The sequence below is a fragment of the Shewanella salipaludis genome, from assembly GCF_012911865.1.
Classification (GTDB): domain Bacteria; phylum Pseudomonadota; class Gammaproteobacteria; order Enterobacterales; family Shewanellaceae; genus Shewanella; species Shewanella salipaludis.
The window spans coordinates 327694-351289 of the sequence record NZ_JAAXYH010000002.1; the positions used below are offsets into that span (position 1 = coordinate 327694).

A 23596-nucleotide genomic window follows, 5' to 3' on the forward strand; every position below is an offset into this window, starting at 1 on the left:
ACCGAACTGAAAGTGTTTCACTGTCGTTAATACTAGTGAACATATAAGGGCGGGGAAATTGGTAGGGTTCTCGGTAAATGAAAGAGCAGGTTCTACCTGATGAGAAAAGTCAGCGCTAAGACAGCCGCTGAGGTCTGTACAGCAATCATTGAATACTGTATTCCGCATTTTTCATACGCCAACTACGACAGTGCATTGCGAAGGAAACGCACTTACGACCGGTAACTAAGACTATGCTCCCAGAACGCAACCCCGACTAAACAAGTCATCGAGAGAATGTTTTTCCAGGCTGGTTAGACGAGTCTTGCACTTCGGAGTTAAATGCTTGAGCAGTTTAATACTTCAGAGTCGGCCACAGTAGCAACACCGCCTTTGAGAGCCGGATTAACAAACTTGCCAACATATGAATAGTAATTAAGCAGAAAAAAAAAGCACCTGACTAAGGTGCTTTGGATGCCAAAAAACACTTATAAGCTGTAACGGATCCCTATCGCGATGCCGTCATCTTCGGAGAGAGACATTCTGGCTTCCTGTTCTTTATCGGCACTGGTGAAATCACTCAGATCTCTTCGCGCTTCGACATATAAGACGGTGTTCAGATCCCAAACATAGTGAAGACCTACTACCAGGAATTGACGTTTAAAGACGTCATTCTTGTCCGTGTTGTTAGGCTGAATAACGTAATCCTTGCCGGCATCCAGGATGTTATAAGCGACGAATGGGCGGAAACCATTTTCAAATTTATAGGAAACCAGAGACTCTATGCCATAGGCATCCCTGATCAGCCGACCTATGTTATCCGTGTCGTGGTTTTCATTCTTGTTGAAATTGGCGGAAAAATAGAGTCCATCGTTATCGAACCCGCCCCAGGTAACACCTGCGCCATAGATGAGATCGACGGCGGTGATCTGGGCCCCAGTGCCATAGCTAACATCGAACTCGCCACGGTTGACACCCGCGGTCAGCGTCAGCATATCAGTGGCCTTATAGGTCACAGAACCACCATAGGTCTGATTGAATTCGACTTGTTGCGCATCTGCAGCCCCGCCTTCCCACTGGGCTTGACATCTGTCTTGGTTGACTTCGGTATCACAGGTGTAGAAGGCATTGTTTTTGAGTTGCGCCTGCAGGGTAAAGCTAAGATCACCGAAGGCATTGCGGTATTGAACCAGCTTGTCACCACGACCGACGCCGTTTACCGCACCATCGTCTTTGTTATAGGTATAAACACCGGCAGTATTGCCATCCCATACGAAGCTATAGTTGGTACCATAAACCACGTCGTACCAGGCGCCCCATTGCTTGCCTATGCTGATGCTGCCGTACTTGTCGTGGGAAAGGCCGGCGTAACCCAAGCGGTTATAAAAGAATTCATCCTGTACCGACTCGAAGCGATTGCTGTAGACAATATCGCTGCTGCCGACAGGGTTGACGCCCCATTCCAGCTTAGCAAAGGCACTCCAGCCGTCGCTCAACTTACGATCGAAGCCGAAGTTTATCCGGGATGCGCCGTTGACCACTTCCGTCTTGCCTTGGGTCGCGATCACCCTTGCATCGATGAAACCGCCGATAGACACGGCGTGCTTATCATCCTTGTAAATTTCGATTGCCGATACCGACGGAACCATCAACACTGCCGTCAACGCGGCTGCCACTAGAGTCTTGTTCATTTTGGGTTTGACCTTACATTTTTGTTTACAACATTTCGTTGCTTTATTTCTATTGCGTTATTGCGAAGATTAACACAAGGCGCTATGTAAACGGGAAGCAGGAAGAGGCGAAAGGCAGGACTTTTTCATTTAAAAACACCAAAACAACCTATACAGCAAGGCCTGAAAACCTTATTGCAACACAGGCACCAAAGGCTGATACAGGGTAAACACTAAATTAACATGAGTTGATTGGATGCTATCGAACTGTAACTTTCTTTCATTATGGTAAAGACAGGCTCGGCTATCGGCTTGATCTGCTTATCCAGATAGTATTGATAATCAATTGGAGATTGCCTGAAACGGCTCGGCTCGGGTCCGTTGAGGGTGATCAGATAATCAATTTGAGCGCCTCGGCGGCCAAAACCCGGATCTTGGGTGTGAGTGCATAACAACTGCGCTGCCTTGACGTGAGGCGATGACTTGGCGGTATAGTCTTCGATGTTACGGCGCAGGCGCTTGCTGAATACCAGCTCGGCATCCAGCTTCCCCTGGTGCAATTCCTCAATCACGGACTTCAGGTAATCGACTATGTCGAGACGATTGAACATGCGTTGGTAGAGATCGAACTGTACCCGTCTCGCCAACGGGCTCCAGTCGCTACGAACCTGCTCCATGCCCTTGAAGACCAACGCCAATTCACCGGCGGCATTTCTGCTGGCACCCACATAACGCTTCTTGCTGCCTTCGTCCGAGCCCCTCAGGGTCGGCATGAAGAATTGCTCGTAATGACATTCGAACTCGAGTTCCAGAAAGCTCTCAAGGGCAAAGGTTTCCTTGAGACGTTGCTGCCAAAGCCGAGTGATCTTATCTGCCAACTCCCGCCCCAAGGCATCTATATCAGCCACCTGGGGCGCTTCTCCCAACCAGACGAAGGTGGAGTCTGTGTCCCCATAGATGACTCTGTAACCCATGGCTTCGATCCAGGCCCGGGTTTGCTTCATGATTTCATGGCCCCTGAGGGTGATGGAGCTGGCCAAGCGAGCGTCATGAAACACGCATCCCCGCGACCCCAGCACACCGTAGAGGGAATTCATGATGATTTTTATCGCCTGTGACAACGGTGCATTCTTGTCTGCCTTGGCCTTTTCCCGCTGGGCCGCCAGGGTGCCGATCAACTTAGGCAATATGGGGGCGTTGCGACTGAAGCGGGCGCCGAGAAAGCCGGCGGCACACAGCTCATCGGCCAAGGCCTCCCCTTCTATCAACCCCTTGGGATCTATGAGAAAGGTGCGGATGATGGATGGATACAGGCTCTTGAAATCCAGCACTAAGATGTGCCGATAGAGGCCGGGAATGGAGTCCATCACATAGCCGCCTGGGCTCTCTAGGCCGTCACTGGCCGCCAGCGCCGGCGCCACAAAGCCGGCGCGATGCAGATACGGCAGGTACAAGTTGTTGAAGGCGGCCACAGAAGCACCGACCCGGCCAAACTCCAGCCCTGTGAGCCTGGCCCTCTCAATGGCGAAATCCAGCAGCTGGGTCTTGGCGAATATGTCCCACACCAGGCGGCTGTCGTTCAGGTTATAGTGCGCCAGCGCAGGTTTATCCTGGCGAAAAAGCAGCGCTATTTCCTCCAGCCTATTATCGACATCGTGAATCGCCTTCCCCTCCCCCAGCAATGCCTGGGCGACGTTTTCCAGGGAGAAGCTGTCGAAACGGTAGAAGGCGGCCTTGAGCCAATCTATGCCATCGAGCACCACACGCCCGGGCAGAGACAAGGTTTCGGGGCGATACTTGCCCTCGATCTTCCAGCCGAGTGGCGTAGCGGCTCTGCCTAGCGTCAGCTCAATGCCATGCAAACCGGCGCGGCGCGATAACAATGCCAAGTCGAAAGTCACCACGGCCCAACCGATGATCACATCGGGATCATAATCGGCAAACCAGTGAATGAGGCGCTGGATCAATGCCGCTTCATCGGCCACCCACTCGAGATAAGCTGCGCTATGCGCCTGCTCGGCGCCGACCATGATGACTTTCTGATAGTCCTTGCCATAGAGGCCGACCGAGTAGAGTTCGCCCTCGGCGCTGCATTCAAAATCCAGTGAGATAAGCTTGAGCCCTTGGCTCAGTTCGGTGCGCCTGGCTCTTTGCGCCTTGAACAGGGGGATCTCGGCACCGAGACCGGCGCGCAGCCCGGCTGAAGGCTCGGCCTCGTGCTGCCGCGCCGTTTGGGCGGGCGCCATCACCCCCTGAAATTCGGCGTCCAGGGCAATGAAGCGCTCTATGAGGAACCGGCTCTCGGCCTTGATATCTGCCTCGAACAGGGGCACATCCGTATCCTTGGCGACCCTGATGACTTGCCTGTGTGCCTGGGCTGTCCTGGCGTATAACCCGCTGACGCTCTGGTGCGCGAAGCTCTTCAGGGCCAGGGGTTGGCTCCTGACATCCGAGCGTCCGACCCCGGCCAGCAGCCTGGCGCTGTCTGTCTGGTGACAGAAGCTCAGGTGCTCGACCCGCTCCACTTCCACCAGCACGGGACCGGACTCGGTCGCGAGGAAATATTGCAACACCAGTGCGCCATGACGATGAATGGCATGGCGCGTCAGCACCCGTCCCTTCAGGCGGGTTGGTGCGCTTGTGGCTGTACTCATGGCGACGGGTTCCAATAAAAATGCAAATCTAGGCCGGAAAAGGTTCTTAGGCTAAGAGAACACTGTTATTATGTACAGCATTAATTATTCACTGGCCGACCCATGTTACCGGACAAAGTAAAAACTCAGATCCGCGGCATCTATAAAGACATAGCCGCAGCCCTGCCTAATTTTCGCTCCAGGCGCGAGCAGAACTATATGGTGGCTGAAATATCTAAGACACTTGCCGGTGAATATGACAAGCATAGACGCATTATCGTCGTCGAGGCAGGCACTGGCATAGGCAAGTCCTTGTCCTACATTCTTGGCAGCATCCCGCTCGCCCTGACGAGCAAGAAGAAGGTCTGTATCGCCACAGCGACGGTCGCACTGCAAGAGCAGTTGTTGCATAAGGACCTGCCCTTCTTCCTGCAGCAATCTGGGCTGAATTTTCGTTTCGGTCTGGTCAAGGGCCGGCAGCGGTATGTCTGTCTCGCCAAGCTGGAACTGCTGATAGGGGCGGACAATGGCGCCCAGATGGCCATGTGGCAGACCAAACCGGATCAGAGCCAGGTTGCCATGCTGCATAGCCTGCATAAGGACTATCATGCAGGCCGTTGGAACGGCGAGCTCGACACCCTGACAACACCGCTTCCGGACCATTTATGGCAACAAATCGCCTGCGACAAGCACAGCTGTCACCGCCAGGTTGCCAGCCACAGAAATTGCCCTTTTCACAAGGCCCGTGAGGACGTGGATACCTGGGATGTGTTGATCGCCAACCACAGCCTGCTGTTTGCCGATCTGGAACTCGGTGGCGGCGTGATACTGCCGGATCCCGAGGAGATGTTTTACGTCATAGACGAAGCGCACCACCTGCCCGTAGTCGCCCGCGACTTCTCCAGCGCACAGGCGACACTCAGGGGCGCCGGCGACTGGCTGGAAAAAATCGCTAAACTAACGACCAAACTACAGAATCAAATCAAGAGCAATAACATAATAGCGCCGGCACAGGCGATGCAGGATCACTTGCAGGATCTCATCGGCCTGCTCAACCAAGTGGCGCACTATTGCGATACCCAGACCAAGTTATTCGACAATCCGGAAAATCGCTTGCGCTTCGAGCATGGCAAGCTGCCACCGGCCCTGTTGATCCAAGCCGAGAACCTGGCCACCGCCTCGGGCTCGGCGCTGAAACAATTCAACAAGATGTCGACCCTGCTGAGCGAAGCCATCAAGGACGGCGAGATCCCCAAGCATCAGGCCGAAGCCCTGCTATCGGAAACCGGCTTCATGCTGCAACGGCTGGAAAATCTGCATAAGCTGTGGAAGATGATGGCCAAGGAAGACAAGCACAAAGGCGCCCCCATGGCGCGCTGGGTAGAGTTACTCAGCGGTAAGCAGATAGATTACCTGTTCAGCGCCTCGCCCATCGAAGTCGGCTTCATGCTCGAGTCCATGCTGTGGCAGAAGGCCGCCGGTGTGGTGTTATGCAGCGCCACCCTGAGGGCACTGAACAGTTTCGATCATTTCACCCACCAGGTGGGCCTGTCGGTCAAGGATGGCAGCCGCTATCTGGCGCTGCAGTCGCCTTTCGATTACGCGAATAATGCCACCCTCTACCTGCCCAGGATGCGCACCGAGCCGACGGAAGACGCCTATACCCCGGAGCTTGCCGAACAAATTTTAACGCTGGTCGACGGCGAGATGGCGACCCTGGTGCTGTTCGCTTCCTATTGGCAGATGGAGAAAGTCGTCGACTTGCTCGATGGCAAGATAACCACAGAATTGCTGATACAGGGCAATGCCCCGCGGCAGCAGTTGCTCGAGACACATAAGGCCCGTTGCGACAAGGGCGAGCCCAGTATCATCTTCGGTACCGGCAGCTTCTCCGAAGGTCTGGACTTGCCAGGCGATTACCTGACCAACCTGATCGTCACCAAGTTGCCCTTTGCCGTGCCCACCTCACCGGTCGAGCAGGCCCATGCCGAATACATCAAGGTAAAGGGCGGTAATCCCTTCCTGCAACTGACCATTCCCGATGCCTCGCGCAAGCTGATACAGAGTTGTGGTAGATTATTACGTAAGGAACAGGACTATGGTCGGGTTACCATACTGGACCGGCGCCTGGTCTCCAAACGCTACGGCAAATCCTTGCTCGATGCATTGCCACCCTTTCGACGGGTAATTGAATAGGAAACGCCTTGGAGCTGTTACTCACGCCCGGCGATTGGGCCTTGTTGGCCGGGTTGGGCCTCATAGCGGGATTTATCGACGCCGTCGTGGGTGGCGGTGGCTTGTTATCCATTCCGGCACTCTTGACCTTGGGGCTGCCCCCCCATCTGGCACTCGGCACCAATAAGTTGGCCGCCTGCTTCGGCTCCTCCATGGCCGCCTTCACCTATTACCACCAGCGGCTGTTTACCCCCGCCTTCTGGTATCACGCCTTCATCGCCACCTTCATCGGCGCCGTGGCCGGCAGCGGCCTGGTGTATCTGATCGACAATCTGTGGCTGGAAAAACTCCTGCCGCTGCTGATCATCGCCATTGCCCTTTATACCTTGCTCAATCCCGCCGCCATGGGCAATGCCCAGAGCCTGACGCCAAGCAAACCCGGGGCTAAACCGACTCAGTGGCTGCAGGGCCTGGCCCTGGGCGGCTACGATGGCTTCGCCGGCCCAGGCATAGGGGCATTCTGGACTGTCTCCTCGGCCCGTTTGTATAGGCTGCCACTGCTGCATAGTTGCGGCTTGGCCCGCGCCATGACATTCACCAGCAACCTGAGCGCGCTGCTCATCTTCAGCCTCTTGGGGCAAGTGCAGCTGCATGTCGGCCTCTGGCTTGGGCTCTGCATGATGTTAGGATCTTTCATAGGTGCCCACACGGCCATCAAATTTGGTTTGCCTTTTATCCGGCCGCTGTTCATGCTTATGGTCATGCTGATCACGGCCAAGTTAATCTGGAGTGCCTGGTTTTGAATACGACGCAATTGCTCGAGATGCTCAAGCGACAGCTGAAAGCCCTGGAGCAGGAAGTACTGCAACACGACAGCCGGCTGCCGGCGGCACAACGCAAAATCATGCAGGATACCGAAAGGTTTAACCAGGCACTCTTCATTCAGCATGGGGCCCAACTGGCCCCCTGCGTCGAGCAGCTGGCCAAGAGTATCGCCCAACTGGAAAAACAGCTCAAACTCAGACTGGCCCCCCATGTGGTGGAACTCAGCTGCGAACGCATCCAAGACAGATTTACCGCGGTAAAACGGGCCATGCTCACCACAGGCATCAATCTCAAGGCGGCCGAGCAACATAAGGCCAGCAACAGAGCCCGCTTCGCCAAACGCCAACAAAGCGCCCACGCCGACAGCGGTTTTGGCTGGATTGCCAATAATGTGATGCAAAATAGCCATGAGCTCTATGAAGAACTGAATAAGCATCTGAACTGGGAAAAGAAAATCGCGCAAAAAATCGAGTTATTGGAGGCTAATCTTGAAAACTGTCATAGTGTTGACAAAATCAAGTTGCAAAATGACATCCTTTTAATGCATCGTCGTCTGGGTAAATGCCGACAGGCTATCAGCTATATCGAAGATCGTATTCAGACCTTTGAGCGTCCGCATCAAAGGAACAATCGTTAAGGAGTCACAATGAAATCATTCATGCCAATCGGCGCCCTGCTGGCGCTACTTGGATCCTCGTCTGTATTTGCCGCTAATCTCAACATCCCCATGGCATTCGAATTTCTGGCGCTCGATGGTCAAAAGGTAGAATCGAGTCTGTTCAACCATAAATCGGATTTATCCCTGAGCCAGGGCGTGCATAAGATAGCCATACGTTACAGCGACATGATTGAAGATGAATTCAGCGACAGCCAAAGCTTCGTCAAGTCTGCGCCTTTCATCCTGACCCTGACGGTCGAGGCCGAGCAAGAGTATCGACTCAAACCGGCCGGCGGCGATGTTATCAAGCGGCCCAAAGCCTTCGCCAAGGCCCCCAAAGTCCTCATCAGTCGCGGCGATGAGGGCAAGGTAGATTACCGGATCACATTGACGGACATAGAGGAGGAGTCTTTTGTCTCCAGGCTCTTCAGCGGCAATAAAGTGCAAGACATAGAAGCCGCAGCTGCCGCCGCGACAGATGCCGCTCAGGGCCAACATAAGCCGGTGTTAAATGCCCCTGTGAGCCAAACCCATGCCGCCGCGGCGATGGCCCCAAAAAATGCGCCCCAGGCAGCAGAGGCGGCTAACCAGCCACAGCAGATGCTGCAATACTGGTGGTTACAGGCAGACGAAAAGACTCGTAAAGAGTTCATGGGTTGGGCGATACAGCAACTCTGAGGCTGAGCTCCCGACTCGACCACTCCCTAGGCGACCGCCGCCGAGGGAGTGGTCAAACCCCAGTCTCCTACCTCTTGCCATCCCACCCCCTCCCCGTTCGTTAGCACCAGCCGTTAGCACCAGCACAAGACGGCCCCGATACAGTTAACCCTCTATGACTGGAGATAAGGACTAGAGACTAGTACTAGAGACTATGGCTAGAGACTGGGATTGCAGAAATTGTGGCTAAAGTTCGAGACCCGAGTCTATAGTGAAGGGGCCTATGGCATTCGAAGCGGGCAATAAACAATAAAAGGCAAATGGAGAGCCGGCTATGCAACTGGAAATACGCAATTACTATGAAGTGCTGCTGATGGAAATGCTGTCTGATGAGGGACTGCTGGACGAATTACCCCAAGCCTATCTGGCCGATCTTTGCTGCCTGACGCTGAATCAGCTGCCGGTCAGGTACATCAGACACTTGGTCGATACTTACTTCTTCGAAGAAGAGGGGGAGCTGGATAAGATGCGCCAACGTATTCAGGCGGCACTGGAAAAATCCCATCAGTTCTTAAGGACCAATCCAAGCACTTAATCTTAAAGGAGTATTAACGAGGCAAAACGGTTTAAAGGGGGAAACGCCGGGCTCACAGCACGAAAGAAATAGCTCGAGAGAAGAAATAGCACGAAGAGGTGAGATTGGAGGTTCCCCTAGAGCCAACACCCCGGCACACGAGTCGCTTGCTGCGGTTGCTCCCTTCCGGGCCTGGCCGAGTTCACAAGTTATCATTGCGGGGGGACCCTAGGGTCACCATAACTTCCTATGTATGACTATATCATAGGACGGCGTGGATTATCCCCCAAGGCCTGGAATGGATCAAGGGCTAATGCCCAAGATAGCGCCAGGACATCACTGACTGGACAATCTATATACAAAAGCCTGCGACTGCAGGCTTTTTCTTGGCTCGGGCGGGGAACCAGACCCTATGCCAGCGAAGAGTCAGGCCTCCGGCTGGCCTAGGCTGCTAGAAGAGTATCATGCCCATATTCTGTTCTATGAGTTTAGGGCCGATCCCTGAGACATTCGCCAATTCCTGTGCCGACTTGAAATTACCATGCTTCTCACGGTAAGCAATGATCGCCTTGGCCTTGACTTCGCCTATGCCTTTGAGGCCCTGCAGCTCGTCGACCGATGCGGTATTGATATTCACCTTGGCGCTATGCGCCATGGCCTCGGCCTGCGGTTTAGCCTGGTTTTTGAGCTTGGTTTCCGTCTGTGCTTTAACCTGGGGTTGAGCGTCGGCTTGGCTCGGCTTGTCGGCGGCTACCGGCAGAGCCAACAGGGCCGTGGCGATTAAGCCGGGCAATAGGTAGGGTTTCATCTTGTACTCTCCTTAGATCCATTAAATTGGCCTTAGTCCATTTCCTTGGCCATAGATCAAAGGTAGTTCAGCCCCAACAAATTGCCAAGCGGCCTCCAAAGCGGCACAGGCCAAACGAGCAGCCTGTGCCCTGCTTAAGTGCTCCCTAGATGGCGTCCAGCGCCTGACGCAAATCGGCAATCAAGTCGTCCACATCTTCCAGCCCGACCGAGATCCGCAGCAGGCTGTCACTGATCCCGCCTTCGATGCGTGCCTCAGGGGTGTAGGGTGAATGTGTCATGGATGCCGGATGCTGGATCAAAGATTCGGCATCCCCCAGGCTCACGGCTATGGTAAACAACTGCAAGCTGTCGACGAAGGCGATGGAGGCATCGAAGCTGGCATCCAACTCGAAGGCGATCACGCCACCGGCACGCTTCATCTGAGTACCGATGAAGTCATGTCCCGGATGGGATGCCAGTCCCGGATAATAGACCCGGGCGACTCTGGCATGCCCCTCGAGAAACGTCGCTAAACGCTCGGCGTTATCACAGTGACGCTGCAACCTGACATCCAAGGTCTTTAGCCCCCTCAAGATGAGCCAGGCATCATGGGGCGATATCACAGCGCCTATGTCCTTGAGGATCTCGAATTTGACCTTGTCCAACATGGCCTTGGTGCCACAGACTATGCCGGCGATCACATCACCATGACCATTGAGATACTTAGTGGCACTGTGCACCACCATGTCTATGCCCATGGCCAAGGGTTTTTGCAGCAACGGCGTCATAAAGGTGTTGTCTACTATGCTCACCAGCCCATGCTCTTTGGCTATGGCTGCCATCATGCGCAGATCGAACACCTGCAGGTGCGGGTTCACCGGCGTCTCGCAGAAGAGTACCTTGGTGTTGGGTCTGATCGCCGCACGTATCGCCTGTTCGTCGCTGAAGTCGACCAGGGTTACCTCTATGCCAAAACGGACAAATTGACTGGTCATCAGCGCATAGGTGCAACCATAGACGGTTTTGGAGGCCAACAGATGATCGCCCTGCTCCAGATTGGCCAGCAAGGCGGCCGAGACGGCCCCCATGCCAGATCCTGTGGCGGCAGCGGCCTCGGCGCCTTCGAGCACCGCCATCTTGCGCTCCAGCTCTGCCGTCGTCGGATTACCCAAACGGGTATAGATGTAGCCGGCTTCGTCGCCGGCAAATCTCGCCCCACCCTGGGCGGCATTATCGAATACGAAGGTCGCACTCTGATATAAGGGCGTTACCAGGGCGCCAAAGGCCTCGGTCTGGTGCCCTGCATGTATGACTTGGGTTGCGCTTTTCCATAGCTCTTGATCTTGCATTTACTTCTCCCCTGCACCACGCATTTTATTGAAGGTTGGTGTGTTTGTGATGCCAGGAATTAACATACAGGGAGTTAGGCGTCAGCCAAGACTCAGGGCGCAAATAACTAATCTGTTGATGTAAAATCTTTGTTACGAAGCTCGGATTTCCCCTTCGCCGCCTTGCTTAATACCTGGCTGGAGAAGGAGGTCAACTCGGCTAACAACTCCCGGTGGATCTTGGTGAGTTTCGGCTTATTGTCGGCGCCGAAATCCAGTGGCCGACATAGGGCCATCGCCTGATAGCCCAAGCGGGCGGTCAATATGCCGCCGCCCAATCCCTGCGCCAAACGGGCCGACAGCTTGCCGGTCATTTCCACCGACAACAGCTGAGTGCCGAGATCTGTCACCAACTCACTGGTGCCGGCATAGAGTATGTTGATCACTATGCTGCGGATGAGTCTTATCCGGCTCCAATAACCCAGCTCTATGCCATAGCAACGGGCGACATCACGGATCATGCTCTGATTACGCCAGAGAATGATCGCCATATCCAGCAACGCCAGCGGACTGGCCGCCAACAAGAGCGCCGACTGGGCGGCGTATCGGCGCACAATTTTCTTGGCGAGCCTGTCCCGTTCTGAGAGGACCAAGGTGTCGAACAGCTGCAAGCACTCGGCATCGTTATGCTCTTCGCTCAATGCCGCCTTGAACTTCTCCTGCCCAGGGCTAGGTGGATACTGGCTCAGCAGCGGCGCGATAAAGCCTTCGGCCTCCCCCATCTGCATGCTCTGCTGCAACCTGCGGCCGCTCGCCTGGCTATCCGCCACCCGTTTCAGGCGTTTGAGTTTACGCCATTCACTCACTACCCCGACGGCGGCCCAGCTTGTGATGATGGCAAGCACCCCGGCATAGAGGCCAAACAACCAGGGACTGTCGAGCCAGGCAGCATGCAGGGCGAGCAGGGTTTGAGTGACCAACAGCAACAGGATGGCCGCAAGGGACAAACGTGCCAGCCGGGAAAAGCCGCTACCCGCACCCGGCATCATGGCCTTGGCATCATATTCCTGCTCATGCTGCGCCAGCTCGAGCTCGAGCAATTCGGCAGCGGGATCCAATTGCTGCGCCCCCTTGAGGCTGGCTTGCGCCGCGGTGTCCTGTTGCCGGGCATCGAAGCGGCGTTGGGGCTTCAAGTCAGTCTTGTTGTGTTCGCTGGAGGGTTCGGACATACAGATCTTATCTTCCATCAATTCAGCTTATCTGCCAGTAGAAACTGCAGCAAATGATCCAGGCGTATGTGCTCGAACCCGGCGGAGTGATGAGCGGCGGGCGGCGGGGCAAACTCAACAAACTGAAACCCCTGTTGTTGCCAGAAGTCCTTGCCCGGTAAACGCGTGGGCACTTCCCCCGGGTAGATTACCAGCGGCTGGCCATCCAGGCCTGTCCCCTGGACCACTTCTATGCTGCCTTCATCCGTGCTCACCATGCCATGACGGGTCGCCTTGATCGCACTTATCGCCATGATTTCGACTTCACAACCCTCGAAACCGGCAAAATGCTGGCTCTGCCTGAGCATATCGCTGAGCAGCGACAACACGTGTCCCTGTTGATCCCGGGTGACATGATCGACCTTGCTGGCGGCAAACAGGAGTTTATCTATTCTGGGGGCAAACAAGCGGCGCAACAGCCCGGATTTACCGAACTGAAAGCTTTCCATTATGGCGTTGAGCGCCGCCCCCATATCCTCGAACTGGGCCCTGCCATGGTTGAGGGCACTGAAGCAGTCGACCAACACCAACTGGCGATCGAAGCCGGCAAAATGATCGCGATAGAAAGGCTGCACCACCTTAGTGACATATTCATGATAGCGCCGCTTCAACACCCGATAGGCACTGTCTTTGCCACCGAGTTCGAGCGCCGAAAACCTGGCCTCATCGTCGGTCAACAGGGGGAAAAAGGTCAGCAACGGCGTATCGGCAAACTCGCCGGGCAGCAACATACGCCCGGGCTGGGCCTGATAATAGCCCTGCACTTCGACCAAATCCTTGAGCAAATTTTGGTATAAGGCGGCTATCCGCCGCAGCTCCTGCTCGTCGGCAACGGCGTCCAGTTGCAGTGCGCCGAGCGCTTGCTCGAAGGCGGCAAAGTGCGGCGAGCGGCTCAAGCTGGCCTTTCTGGCATATTGTGCCCGGCACCAGTGGCTGAAGTCCTGACGCAACATGGGCAAGTCGAGCAGCCACTCCCCTGGGTAGTCTATGATGTCCAGATAGAGGGTCGCAGTGTCGGCCAGTTTGGCCAACAGCCCCCGTTGCGGCCGGTACTTGATCGCCAGCCGCAATTCTGTGATGTTTTGCGTCGATGCCGGCCAGTGGCCAGGCGAGCTTGTCAGCTCGGCCATGGCACCTTGATAGTCGAAACTGGCGATGCCGAGATCCGGCTGCATGCAGCGCTTGACCCCAATCAACCTTTCCTGACTGCTGACTTGCCATAGGGGAAGGCCATTGTGCTTGCCACCCGAGCCCTTGGCCTCGAGCAACTGATTGACCAAGCCCGTGATGAAGGCCGTCTTTCCTGCACCGGCCAGACCGGTCACGGCCAGCCTCAGCTGCCTGTCGGCGCTGCGATGCAGCAGTGCCTGACCCTTTTGACTCACCTTATGCAGAGATCGTGCGATGATGCCCATGAAACTCCTTGCCGCAAGAAGCCAACAAGGGCGGAAGGCCGCCCATTGGAAGAATTAAAGACTGTTAATTTGCCGCTTGAGGTCGAAATGATCCGAGGTGACATATTTTTCCAGTTGCTGCAACCTGACTTCCAGGTCGCAAAACTGACGATTGACATCACTCAGTGCTTGTTTTGCCGGCTCCCCCGCCTGCCAGACTTTCTTCTTCAGCTCTATTTCCCTGTGGCTGTCTTTGTCATGGGGAGCGACAGGGGCGACGTCCAAAATCATCCACAGGGCGACATAGAGGATCAGGACTATCCCTGTGCCGCCGAGCAGAAAGATGGAGATAGCCACCACTCTCACCAGCCAGGTCTCTATGTTGAAGAACTCGGCTATTCCGGCACAGACCCCGGCAATCTTCCCTGAACGGGGATTACGGTATAAGGTGCGTCCACTACGCTCGCTCATGTTTACTCCTCCATTCGGGAGAATCAGTGTCCAGAATCGCTTCCAATGTTTCTATGCGCTGGCTCATTTTCTCGGCCTTGGCAATCAAACCATTGAGCATGGCAAACTCTTCCTCAGTGAGTCCCTGGCTCACTTGTCGCTTGCTGCGATAATGAAGCACCAACCATATGGGGGCCACCACTACCATGAAGATAATAATTGGGGCCATCAATATGTCCATATCCATAACTCACCTCTCGAAGGTTATTCTTTCGACTTAGCTTTTGCTTTTCCCTGAACCTTGGCCTTAAGCGCCGCCAGTTCGGCATTCACTGAGTCTTCCGCTTCCAGCGCCGCAAACTCGTCCGCCAACGTCTTCTTGGTGCCGAGATCGTATGACTCGACCTGAGCCTCCAGGCCTTCGACCCTGCGCTCATACTGCTCGAATTTGAGCATGGCGTCGTCTATCTTGCTCGAGTCCAGCTGACGTTTCACATCCAATCGTGAAGAGGCTGTCTGGGTGCGCATTATGATGGTTTTCTGGCGCGCCTTGGCATCGATGAGTTTTTCCTGCAGCAGGCTCACTTCTTCCTTCAGGCGGCCTATATGCTCTTCGATGACATCCAGTTCCTGCCCCAGGGTGTCGGCGAGGCCGGCGGCCTTCTGCTTCTCGACCAGGGCCGCCTTGGCGAGGTCTTCCCTGTCTTTGGACAATGCCAACTCGGCCTTATCCTGCCAATCTTGTACCTGTTCCTGTACCCTGGCGATACGGCGCAACAGCTCTTTCTTCTCGGCCAGCACCTTGGCCGAGGTGGAACGCACTTCAACCAGCGTATCTTCCATTTCCTGAATGATCAGGCGCACCATTTTTTCCGGATCTTCGGCCTTGTCCAGCAAGGCACTGATATTGGAGTTTATGATGTCTGCAAAGCGAGAGAAAATTCCCATAATCCTATCCTCAATAAATGTTGGTTTCGTAAAAGGTAATACACTAAGTGTGCCAACATTCAAAAACCGCTGTAAAACATTAAGTTAAACATAAATTTAACTTTATCTTTATTTTCTATACCAAGCCACCTATCATGATTTCCACCAAATAATAGCGTGAAAGACTAAAAATTACTGTGGACAATCAATTCCAACAAGACAATCTCATAGGCCAATCCAACGCCCTGCTCGAAGTCCTGGAGCATGTCTCTCAAATCGCCCCCCTGTCCAAGCCTGTGCTCATCATAGGCGAACGCGGTACGGGCAAGGAGCTCATTGCCGAACGGTTACATTATCTGTCCAAGCGCTGGGATCAAAGTTTTATTAAGTTAAATTGCTCTTCCCTGAGTGAAAATTTACTCGAAAGTGAGTTGTTTGGCCATGAGTCGGGTGCCTTTACCGGCGCCAAGGGCAAACATGAGGGACGCTTCGAACGCGCCGATGGCGGCACCCTGTTTCTCGATGAGTTAGCCAATACCTCTGGGCTGATCCAGGAGAAGCTGCTCAGGGTGATAGAATACGGTGAGTTTGAGCGGGTCGGTGGCAGCAAGACGGTACAAACGGATGTACGCCTGATCTGTGCCGCCAACGAGGACCTGCCGGCGCTGGCCGAGATAGGCGAGTTTCGCGCCGACTTGCTCGACCGCCTGGCCTTCGATGTGATCACCCTGCCACCTCTCAGGTGTCGCCGGGAAGACATAATGCCGATGGCGGAATACTTTGCCATCAGCATGGCCAGACAGCTCAAGCTCGAACTCTTCAGTGGCTTTGCCCCGAGTGCCATAGAACAGCTGATGGAATATGCCTGGCCCGGTAATGTGCGGGAACTCAAGAACGTGATAGAGCGCAGCGTCTATCGCAATGGTGGCGAGGCCACAGAAATAGAAAATATAGTCCTGGATCCCTTCGCCTCCCCCTACCGGCCGACGACCAGGGTCAAGACAGTGTCACGCCAGCAAGCCAATCTGAACCCGGCGCCCGCCCCGACGGACTCGGGTATGGCACCCGTTTCCCAGGCACCACTTTTTCAGACGGCAGCGCCGGCTAAAACGAGCGGCGGCTCAGCGGCAACATTCGACTTCCCAATTGATTTTAAAGAACAAACCGAAAAGTTTGAGGTCGAACTTATCCAACAGGCGCTGGCCGCCAGCCAGTTCAACCAGAAGAAGACTGCCGAGATGCTCGGCCTCAGCTATCACCAGCTCAGGGGCATACTGAAAAAGTACAATTTACTCGATAAGGCATAAGCCGATTGCCCATGGCGGAATAGCACTGCTAAAATAGCCTCTTAACGCAGATAAAATAATGATTTTTAAATGAGTGTGCTAATTAAACGTCTGTGTCTGACGACCGCCGTTGCCTGCATGGGGTGTATCCTGGTTGCCTGTGGTCCGCAGCGCGTGCCTTCGGGCCTGGTGTATTGCTCGGAAGGCAATCCTGAGTCTTTTAATCCTCAGCTGGTCACCTCCGGCACCACAATAGATGCGACCTCACACCAGATCTACAGTCGTCTGGTCGATTATGATGCCGCCTCGGGGCAGATAGTGCCGGCACTGGCCACCCGCTGGCATATGTCGAAGGACGGCCTGAGTTATTATTTTACCTTGCGCCACGACGTGCAATTCCATCAGACGTCACGCTTCATGCCTTCGCGTCCCATGACGGCCGACGACGTGCTGTTTTCCTTCAATCGCATCATAGACACTCAGCATCCCTACCATAAGATATCGCGCACCGGCTATCCGTTTTTCCAGAGCATTTCCTTCGCCGAGCAGATAAGCAGCATAGAAAAAATCAGCGATGATCGACTCGTGTTCCATCTCAACCACAAAGATGCCTCCTTCCTGTCGAATCTGGCCACCGACTTTGCCGTCATACTCTCGGCAGAATATGCCGAACAGCTGTTAGCCGCCGGTCATCCCGCAGATCTGGATCAATATGCGATAGGAACCGGGCCGTTCAAACTCGTCCAATACGTCAAGAATGAGTACATACGCTACCGTAAACACCCGGACTATTGGGGCGAGATGCCCAAGATAGACATGCTGGTATTCGACATTACCTCCAAGAGCACGGTCAGACTGGCCAAGTTGATCACCGGCGACTGCAGCGTCTCGGCCCTGCCCAAGGCGGGTGAGCTGTCCGTGGTGCAGCAACACCCGGATATCATGCTCGAATCCCAACCCGGGCTGAACGTCGCCTTCTGGGCCTTCAACACCCAGAAGGCCCCCTTCAACGATGTCAGGGTCAGGCGCGCACTCGCCCATGCGATAGACAAGAAGAATATTCTCAGGGCCGTTTATCAGGATACCGCCGTCGAGGCCACGGGCATTTTGCCGCCGGCTTCCTGGGCCTATGAACACAATGCCGACCTCATCGCCTATGATCCGCAAAAAGCCAAGGCCCTGTTGAACGAGGCGGGCATAGAGAATCTGAGCATAGATATCTGGGCCATGCCGGTCGCGCGCATCTATAATCCCAATGCCCTCAAGACCGCCGAACTCATTCAGTCGGATCTGGCCAACATAGGCGTCAGGGTCAACATCATCAGCTATGATTGGAGCGTCTTCAGTCAGAAGTTGAGCGAAAGCAATTACGACTCTGTGCTGATCGGCTGGACGGCCGACAACAGCGACCCCGATAACTTCTTCACCCCACTGCTCAGTTGCTCGTCGGCACACACCCAGAATAACAGGGCCCGCTGGTGCCATCCCGGCTTGGACGCCGTCTTGACCCAGGCCAGAACTGTCACCTCACGGCTGGAGCGCAGGTATCTATATCAACAGGCGGAGGCCATCCTGGCCGATCAACTGCCCATGGTGAGTCTGGCCCACGCCAAACGCATGGTACTGAAACGCAAGAATGTGACTGAAACTCAGTTGATGCCCTTTGGCGGCATCGCCTTTGGCGGTATTGGCCACGAGAACGGAGAGGCCCGCTGATGGCACGCTACCTGTTACGCCGACTGAATTTATTCCTGGCGACCGCCTTGCTGATGCTGGGGATACTCTTCTATGCGACCAGCCTGTTCCCGGTCGAGCACAGTTATGCCCTGTCAGGAGTCCGGGTGCCAAGCCTGCAGCAACAGGCACAAATCATCGAAGATTACCAATTGGAACAAGGCGAACTGGCGCAGTTTATTGCCTATGTGCAACAGCGGCTCGGGGGTAACCTGGGACTGTCACTGACTTCGCAGCAGCCGGTGGCCAATGAACTGGCCTCGGTATTGCCGGCCTCCTTCGAATTAGCCATCGTTGCCGGCCTCATCGCCCTGGTGCTGGGGATCCCCCTGGGAGTCCTGGCCTCCCAGAGCCAGCATAAACTCACCCAGCACTGCATCATGGCCATCACACTCACAGGCTATTCGATTCCGGTATTCTGGCTCGGACTCTTGCTGTCGCTCTGGTTCGGGGTCAGGCTCGGCTGGTTGCCTATCTCGGGGCAGATTAACTTGCTCTATGAGATCAGGCCCGTCAGCGGCTTCATGTTGATAGATACCTTGCTCTCCGACTCCCAATACCGCTGGTCGGCCTTCAAGGATGTGCTGCTGCATCTGCTGTTGCCGGCCATCACCCTGGCGGTGCTCCCCTTCACCGTGGTGGTGCGGATCACGCGTTCGGCCATGATGAATGTGATGAACCAAACCTTCATACGGGCGGCCGAGGCCAGAGGCTTGAAAACCAGCAAGATCATAGTACGCCACGCCCTGCCCAATGCGCTGATCCCTGTGTTGAAGCACCTGGGACTCATGCTAGGTCCCTTCGCCAGTTATGCCATCATAGTCGAGATGATTTTTGCCTGGCCAGGGGTAGGTTCCTGGTTGATTTCCGGCATATACCAGCGCGACTACACGGTCATCCAAGGGGGGATACTCGCGGTTTCCCTGTTGATCATCTTCTTGAATATCTTGATTGAAGTACTGCATACCGTCAGCAATCCGCTCAGCAGGAAAGAACTCTATGCGGCCAATTAAAATCTACCAGGAAGATCAAATCCCCTCGCCCACACTGCGTCTGTGGATGCTGTTTTCCGCCAATCCCTTCGCATTGGCCGGTCTATGGGGCGTCTGCACCCTGCTGCTGCTGACCCTGTTCGGCACTTATATCGCGCCATTTTCACCCGAGGCCCAGGACCCCCGTGCCTTATTGCTGCCACCCTCCTGGGATCCTGCCGGCACGGTGGAACACTTCCTTGGCACGGACGATCTGGGCCGGGACATCTTCAGCCGTCTGCTGCATGGCGCGCGCCTGACCTTCGGCATGTCACTGTCTATCGTTGCCACTGCGCTCTCCATGGGCTTTGTCATAGGCTCCATCTCAGGCATGATGCATGGGTTGAAATCCAGCATCTTAGGCCATCTGCTCGATGCCCTGCTGTCCATCCCTTCACTCTTGATGGCGATCCTGGTGGTTGCCGTCATGGGTCCGGGACTGAACAATGTGTTCTGGGCCGTGGGTATCGCCCTCACACCACAATTCGTCAGGGCTATCCATCAGTCGGTTCACGAAGAGCTGCAGAAAGAATATGTCACGGCGGCCAAACTCGATGGTGCCAACGGTTTGCAGATATTCTGGTTTGTGATCATGCCTAACGTATGGGAAACTGTGATCATTCAGACAACACTCGCCATCTCAGCGGCCATACTGGATATCGCGGCCCTGGGCTTCCTCAATCTTGGAGCCCAGGCACCGAGCCCTGAATGGGGCGCCATGGTGTCTCAGGGGCTGGATAATCTGCTGACCGCCCCCTGGACTGTCACCATACCCGGCGTCGCGATTCTCTTCAGTGTGTTAGCCATCAACCTGGTTGGCGATGGATTAAGATCGGCGCTGACGCCCATCAGAACATGACCTATGCCTTTACTCGACGTACGTAATCTCACCATAGAACTGGACACTCCCCACGGCCGGGTCAAGGCGCTGGAGAAGGTCAGCCTGACCCTCAATGCCGGTGAAGTCCATGGCTTGGTCGGTGAATCCGGTTCGGGTCGCACCCTGTTCGCCCGCGCCATCTTGGGCATTCCCGGCCCCAATTGGATAGTCAAAGCGGATCGCATGATGTGGGACGGGCGCAACCTGATGGAGATGTCGGCCAAGGAACGACGTTGCCTCATGGGCTCTGACATGGCGATGATCTTCCAGGACCCTTCGGGCAGCCTGGACCCGGCCAAGACGGTCGGCAGCCAGCTGGTAGAAGCCATGCCCACCAATCCCGAGGTGGCCTTCTGGCGCCGCGGCAAGGATCGACAGTTAACGGCCCAGAAGTGGCTGCATAAGGTCGGCATCAAAGATCCGCGGAAGGTGATGGCCAGTTACCCCTGGGAGTTATCCGAGGGAGAATGCCAGAAGCTGATGATCGCCATGGCGGTTGCCAATCAGCCCAGGCTGCTGATCGCCGATGAGCCTACGAGTTCGATGGAGCTGAGCACTCAGGCCCAAATTTTTCGTCTCTTGTCACAGCTCAACCAATTGCAAAACGTGTCCATCTTACTGATAAGCCATGAGCTGGAAACCCTGGCCCAGTGGTGCGATCGCCTGACGGTGCTCTATTGTGGCCAGGTGATGGAATCCGGTCCCACCAGCGAGCTCACCACCCAGCCCTATCATCCCTATACCAAGGCCCTGCTGGATAATATACCCGACTACTCAGGCAAGGGAGGCCATAAGACCCTGATGCCGACCCTGCCGGGTTCGGCGCCGGCGTTACAGCACCTCCCCATAGGCTGCCGACTCGGCCCCAGGTGCCCGGCGGCGCAGAAGAAGTGCGTGAACCAGCCCGGATTAACCCATCAAAAAGATCGCTACTTCGCCTGTCATTTCCCTTACCATAACGAGCCCAGCAATGACGACACCTCTGCTTAAAGTGATTAACCTGAGTAAGCGTTATGACATGGGTTATAAGGGATTCAGTCGCCAGTATAACTATGCCCTGTCACCCATATCCTTCGAACTGGGCCAGGGTGAGACGCTGGCCATTGTCGGTGAAGCGGGTTCGGGCAAGAGCACTGTCGCGCGGATCTTGGTCGGGGCCGAGCAGCGCAGTGGCGGAGATATTTTCTTCGAAGGCGAAGCGCTCGAGTCGCGTAACGTGAAACAACGTTGCCGGCTGATCAGGATGATATTTCAGGATCCCAACACCTCGCTCAACCCCAGGTTAACCATAGGCGAGCTGCTGGATGAGCCGCTGCGTTTCAATACCAAGTTATCGGCCGCCGAGCGTCAGATCCAGGTCATAGACACCCTACGCAAAGTCGGTTTGCTCCCGGAGCATGCCGAATTCTACCCCCACATGATTTCCGAAGGTCAGAAACAAAGGGTCGCAGTGGCCAGAGCCCTGATGCTCAATCCCAAGGTCATAATCGCCGATGAAGCCTTGACGGCACTGGACCTGTCGGTACGGTCGCAGATCCTCAACTTACTGCTAAAGTTGCAAAAAGAGCTGGGCTTGTCCTATATCTTCGTGTCACATAATTTAAACATCATACGGCATGTCAGCGATAAGATCATGGTGTTGCATAAGGGGCAGATGGTAGAAAAAGCCCCTACTGAACAACTGTTTAACTCTCCACAACACGAGTATACCCAGAGATTGATCCAGGAACAGAGCCTGTTCATGCACAAACGCTAAACTGCTCCAACCACTGGCAATATCAGGGTATTTTACGAAAAATGAGTGCCATTTAGTGACTGAAATATTTATCCTAATGGCTATTTTGATAGAAGAAGCATAAACATGATTATCAAACCCAAAATTCGTGGATTTATTTGTACTACCACTCACCCGGTTGGCTGTGAAGCCAACGTCCTGGAGCAGATCACACTGACCAAGGCCAAAGGCAAGATAGCCAATGGTCCGAAACGCGTCTTGGTCGTCGGCTCCTCCAGCGGTTATGGCCTGTCTTCACGGATCGCGGCCGCCTTCGGCAGCGATGCCGCTACCATAGGGGTGTTCTTCGAAAAGCCAGGCACAGAGACTAAGCCAGGCACCGCCGGCTGGTATAACAGTGCCGCCTTCGAGAAGTTTGCCAAAGCCGAAGGCTTGTACGCCAAGAGCATCAATGGCGATGCCTTCAGCCATGAGGCGAAACAACAAGCCATAGCGCTGATCAAACAAGATCTGGGGCAGATAGATATGCTGGTGTACTCACTGGCATCTCCGGTCCGTAAAATGCCGGACAGCGGTGAGCTTATCCGCTCATCCTTGAAGCCTATCGGCGAGACGTATACCGCCACCGCGGTAGACACCAATAAAGACACCATAATCACCACCAGTGTCGAACCTGCAACCGAGCAGGAAATTGCCGATACTGTGACCGTCATGGGCGGTCAGGATTGGGAACTCTGGATGCAAGCCCTATCCGAAGCCGGTGTACTGGCGGATGGCTGCAAGACTGTGGCCTACAGCTACATAGGCACAGAGCTGACCTGGCCCATCTACTGGCATGGCGCCTTGGGTAAGGCCAAGATGGACCTGGATCGCGCCGCACACGCCTTGAATGCCCAATTGGCAGCCAAGGGCGGCAGTGCCAATGTCGCAGTACTCAAGAGCGTCGTCACCCAGGCCAGCTCGGCCATCCCCGTGATGCCACTCTATATCGCCATGGTCTTCAAGAAGATGCGTCAGGAAGGCCTGCACGAAGGCTGTATGGAACAGATTTATCGTCTGTTCAGCGAGCGCCTGTATCGCATGGACGGCAGCCAACCCGAGGTGGACAGCGAGAATCGCCTGCGTTTGGACGATTGGGAGCTGCGCGAAGATATCCAGCAGCATTGCCGCGACTTATGGCCACAGATCACCACAGAGAACCTGGCTGAGCTGACCGATTACCGCGAGTATAAGGAAGAATTTCTCAAGCTGTTCGGCTTCGGTGTCGATGGTGTCGACTATGAGGCCGACGTCAGTCCATTAGTGGACTTCGATGTTATCGAACTCTGATGAACAGCTAGTCGCTGAACATGCAACGCCACTCTCGCAGTGGCGTTTTTTTTTACCCCCAGCTATCCATCCGCTTAGCAGCACACTTGGCGCAGCGACCGGCGTTAAAGCAAATGGCTTGAGCTAAGTGACTTGAACTAAGTGACTTGAACTCAGTAAGTTAGGTGGCTTGGACTAAGTCGCTTACGCCAAGTGCTCTAAGTATCGCGGCAACATTGCGGCCTGGGCTTCCGCCCTGAGGCCACACACAGAAAAAAGGCCAGTCTCAGACTGG

Annotated in this window: 21 protein-coding genes and 1 other RNA gene; 12 read left to right on the plus strand and 10 right to left on the minus strand. The window is 54.9% G+C overall.

What is annotated here, in order from left to right; all coding sequences use genetic code 11:
• Positions 1-467: 467 nt before the first annotated feature.
• Positions 468-1670, minus strand: a complete 1203-nt coding sequence (locus HC757_RS04470) for a porin (RefSeq protein WP_169563100.1) — start codon at positions 1668-1670, stop codon at positions 468-470.
• A gap of 212 nt (positions 1671-1882) precedes the next feature.
• Positions 1883-4303 (minus strand): DNA polymerase II, encoded by a 2421-nt coding sequence (locus tag HC757_RS04475; protein WP_169563101.1) that lies wholly within the window; start codon positions 4301-4303, stop codon positions 1883-1885.
• A gap of 102 nt (positions 4304-4405) precedes the next feature.
• On the opposite strand from HC757_RS04475, the gene dinG reads away from it, so the two are divergent.
• From dinG to HC757_RS04500, 5 genes are all read left to right on the plus strand, one after another.
• A complete protein-coding gene (gene dinG / locus HC757_RS04480) occupies positions 4406-6478 on the plus strand; it encodes an ATP-dependent DNA helicase DinG (RefSeq protein WP_169563102.1) in 2073 nt (690 codons plus the stop codon).
• An 8-nt stretch (positions 6479-6486) separates the two neighbouring features.
• Entirely contained in the window at positions 6487-7260 is a 774-nt protein-coding gene (locus HC757_RS04485) for a sulfite exporter TauE/SafE family protein (protein ID WP_169563103.1), read from the plus strand.
• Positions 7257-7919 (plus strand): primosomal replication protein, encoded by a 663-nt coding sequence (locus tag HC757_RS04490; protein WP_169563104.1) that lies wholly within the window; start codon positions 7257-7259, stop codon positions 7917-7919. Before HC757_RS04485 ends, HC757_RS04490 begins: the two co-directional genes overlap by 4 nt.
• Positions 7920-7928: 9 nt before the next feature.
• On the plus strand, positions 7929-8618 hold the full coding sequence (locus tag HC757_RS04495; RefSeq protein ID WP_169563105.1) for a DUF2057 domain-containing protein: 690 nt from the start codon (positions 7929-7931) through the stop codon (positions 8616-8618).
• A 313-nt stretch (positions 8619-8931) separates the two neighbouring features.
• Positions 8932-9192, plus strand: coding sequence for a late competence development ComFB family protein (locus tag HC757_RS04500; protein WP_169563106.1), 261 nt, complete (start codon positions 8932-8934; stop codon positions 9190-9192).
• A gap of 113 nt (positions 9193-9305) precedes the next feature.
• Here the strand turns inward: HC757_RS04500 and ffs are convergent.
• The 8 genes from ffs to pspA all read right to left on the minus strand — a co-directional run bounded on the left by ffs (position 9306) and on the right by pspA (position 15348).
• An RNA gene (gene ffs, locus HC757_RS04505) (signal recognition particle sRNA small type) lies at positions 9306-9403 on the minus strand.
• 219 nt (positions 9404-9622) lie between these two features.
• Positions 9623-9979 (minus strand): ComEA family DNA-binding protein, encoded by a 357-nt coding sequence (locus HC757_RS04510; RefSeq protein ID WP_169563107.1) that lies wholly within the window; start codon positions 9977-9979, stop codon positions 9623-9625.
• Between the two features lie 145 nt (positions 9980-10124).
• Complete coding sequence (megL, locus tag HC757_RS04515) at positions 10125-11309, minus strand: methionine gamma-lyase (protein WP_169563108.1); 1185 nt, start codon at positions 11307-11309, stop codon at positions 10125-10127.
• A 107-nt stretch (positions 11310-11416) separates the two neighbouring features.
• Entirely contained in the window at positions 11417-12535 is a 1119-nt protein-coding gene (locus HC757_RS04520; protein ID WP_169563109.1) for a TIGR01620 family protein, read from the minus strand.
• On the minus strand, positions 12535-13971 hold the full coding sequence (locus tag HC757_RS04525) for a YcjX family GTP-binding protein (protein WP_169563110.1): 1437 nt from the start codon (positions 13969-13971) through the stop codon (positions 12535-12537). The genes HC757_RS04520 and HC757_RS04525 overlap by 1 nt, the downstream gene beginning before the upstream one ends.
• 54 nt (positions 13972-14025) lie before the next feature.
• The gene (pspC, locus tag HC757_RS04530; protein ID WP_169563111.1) at positions 14026-14421 is read right to left on the minus strand and encodes an envelope stress response membrane protein PspC; all 396 of its coding nucleotides are present in this window, start codon (positions 14419-14421) and stop codon (positions 14026-14028) included.
• Entirely contained in the window at positions 14408-14647 is a 240-nt protein-coding gene (gene pspB, locus HC757_RS04535) for an envelope stress response membrane protein PspB (RefSeq protein ID WP_211164268.1), read from the minus strand. The genes pspC and pspB overlap by 14 nt, the downstream gene beginning before the upstream one ends.
• A gap of 17 nt (positions 14648-14664) precedes the next feature.
• The gene (pspA, locus tag HC757_RS04540) at positions 14665-15348 is read right to left on the minus strand and encodes a phage shock protein PspA (RefSeq protein WP_169563112.1); all 684 of its coding nucleotides are present in this window, start codon (positions 15346-15348) and stop codon (positions 14665-14667) included.
• A gap of 176 nt (positions 15349-15524) precedes the next feature.
• On the opposite strand from pspA, the gene pspF reads away from it, so the two are divergent.
• From pspF to fabV, 7 genes are all read left to right on the plus strand, one after another.
• Positions 15525-16634 carry a phage shock protein operon transcriptional activator gene (gene pspF / locus HC757_RS04545; RefSeq protein WP_169563113.1) on the plus strand — a complete coding sequence of 370 codons (1110 nt, stop codon included), beginning with the start codon at positions 15525-15527 and terminating at the stop codon, positions 16632-16634.
• 69 nt (positions 16635-16703) lie between these two features.
• The gene (locus tag HC757_RS04550) at positions 16704-18329 is read left to right on the plus strand and encodes an ABC transporter substrate-binding protein (RefSeq protein ID WP_169563114.1); all 1626 of its coding nucleotides are present in this window, start codon (positions 16704-16706) and stop codon (positions 18327-18329) included.
• A complete protein-coding gene (locus tag HC757_RS04555; RefSeq protein ID WP_169563115.1) occupies positions 18329-19360 on the plus strand; it encodes an ABC transporter permease in 1032 nt (343 codons plus the stop codon). The genes HC757_RS04550 and HC757_RS04555 overlap by 1 nt, the downstream gene beginning before the upstream one ends.
• Positions 19347-20237 (plus strand): ABC transporter permease subunit, encoded by an 891-nt coding sequence (locus HC757_RS04560; protein ID WP_169563116.1) that lies wholly within the window; start codon positions 19347-19349, stop codon positions 20235-20237. The genes HC757_RS04555 and HC757_RS04560 overlap by 14 nt, the downstream gene beginning before the upstream one ends.
• Positions 20238-20240: 3 nt before the next feature.
• The gene (locus HC757_RS04565; RefSeq protein ID WP_169563117.1) at positions 20241-21248 is read left to right on the plus strand and encodes a peptide ABC transporter ATP-binding protein; all 1008 of its coding nucleotides are present in this window, start codon (positions 20241-20243) and stop codon (positions 21246-21248) included.
• Positions 21229-22014 carry a peptide ABC transporter ATP-binding protein gene (locus HC757_RS04570; RefSeq protein ID WP_169563118.1) on the plus strand — a complete coding sequence of 262 codons (786 nt, stop codon included), beginning with the start codon at positions 21229-21231 and terminating at the stop codon, positions 22012-22014. Before HC757_RS04565 ends, HC757_RS04570 begins: the two co-directional genes overlap by 20 nt.
• Before the next feature lie 105 nt (positions 22015-22119).
• A complete protein-coding gene (gene fabV / locus HC757_RS04575; RefSeq protein WP_169563119.1) occupies positions 22120-23322 on the plus strand; it encodes an enoyl-ACP reductase FabV in 1203 nt (400 codons plus the stop codon).
• Positions 23323-23596 lie beyond the last annotated feature (274 nt).

Excerpts from the sequence above, each read along its gene's own strand:
- HC757_RS04470 (WP_169563100.1), bottom strand. The coding sequence starts at position 1,670 with ATGAACAAGACTCTAGTGGCAGCCGCGTTGACGGCAGTGTTGATGGTT.
- HC757_RS04475 (WP_169563101.1), bottom strand. The coding sequence starts at position 4,303 with ATGAGTACAGCCACAAGCGCACCAACCCGCCTGAAGGGACGGGTGCTG.
- dinG (WP_169563102.1), top strand. The coding sequence starts at position 4,406 with ATGTTACCGGACAAAGTAAAAACTCAGATCCGCGGCATCTATAAAGAC.
- HC757_RS04495 (WP_169563105.1), top strand. The coding sequence starts at position 7,929 with ATGAAATCATTCATGCCAATCGGCGCCCTGCTGGCGCTACTTGGATCC.
- HC757_RS04500 (WP_169563106.1), top strand. The coding sequence starts at position 8,932 with ATGCAACTGGAAATACGCAATTACTATGAAGTGCTGCTGATGGAAATG.
- HC757_RS04510 (WP_169563107.1), bottom strand. The coding sequence starts at position 9,979 with ATGAAACCCTACCTATTGCCCGGCTTAATCGCCACGGCCCTGTTGGCT.
- megL (WP_169563108.1), bottom strand. The coding sequence starts at position 11,309 with ATGCAAGATCAAGAGCTATGGAAAAGCGCAACCCAAGTCATACATGCA.
- HC757_RS04520 (WP_169563109.1), bottom strand. The coding sequence starts at position 12,535 with ATGGAAGATAAGATCTGTATGTCCGAACCCTCCAGCGAACACAACAAG.
- HC757_RS04525 (WP_169563110.1), bottom strand. The coding sequence starts at position 13,971 with ATGGGCATCATCGCACGATCTCTGCATAAGGTGAGTCAAAAGGGTCAG.
- pspC (WP_169563111.1), bottom strand. The coding sequence starts at position 14,421 with ATGAGCGAGCGTAGTGGACGCACCTTATACCGTAATCCCCGTTCAGGG.
- pspB (WP_211164268.1), bottom strand. The coding sequence starts at position 14,647 with ATGGATATGGACATATTGATGGCCCCAATTATTATCTTCATGGTAGTG.
- pspA (WP_169563112.1), bottom strand. The coding sequence starts at position 15,348 with ATGGGAATTTTCTCTCGCTTTGCAGACATCATAAACTCCAATATCAGT.
- HC757_RS04550 (WP_169563114.1), top strand. The coding sequence starts at position 16,704 with ATGAGTGTGCTAATTAAACGTCTGTGTCTGACGACCGCCGTTGCCTGC.
- HC757_RS04555 (WP_169563115.1), top strand. The coding sequence starts at position 18,329 with ATGGCACGCTACCTGTTACGCCGACTGAATTTATTCCTGGCGACCGCC.
- HC757_RS04560 (WP_169563116.1), top strand. The coding sequence starts at position 19,347 with ATGCGGCCAATTAAAATCTACCAGGAAGATCAAATCCCCTCGCCCACA.
- HC757_RS04565 (WP_169563117.1), top strand. The coding sequence starts at position 20,241 with ATGCCTTTACTCGACGTACGTAATCTCACCATAGAACTGGACACTCCC.
- HC757_RS04570 (WP_169563118.1), top strand. The coding sequence starts at position 21,229 with ATGACGACACCTCTGCTTAAAGTGATTAACCTGAGTAAGCGTTATGAC.
- fabV (WP_169563119.1), top strand. The coding sequence starts at position 22,120 with ATGATTATCAAACCCAAAATTCGTGGATTTATTTGTACTACCACTCAC.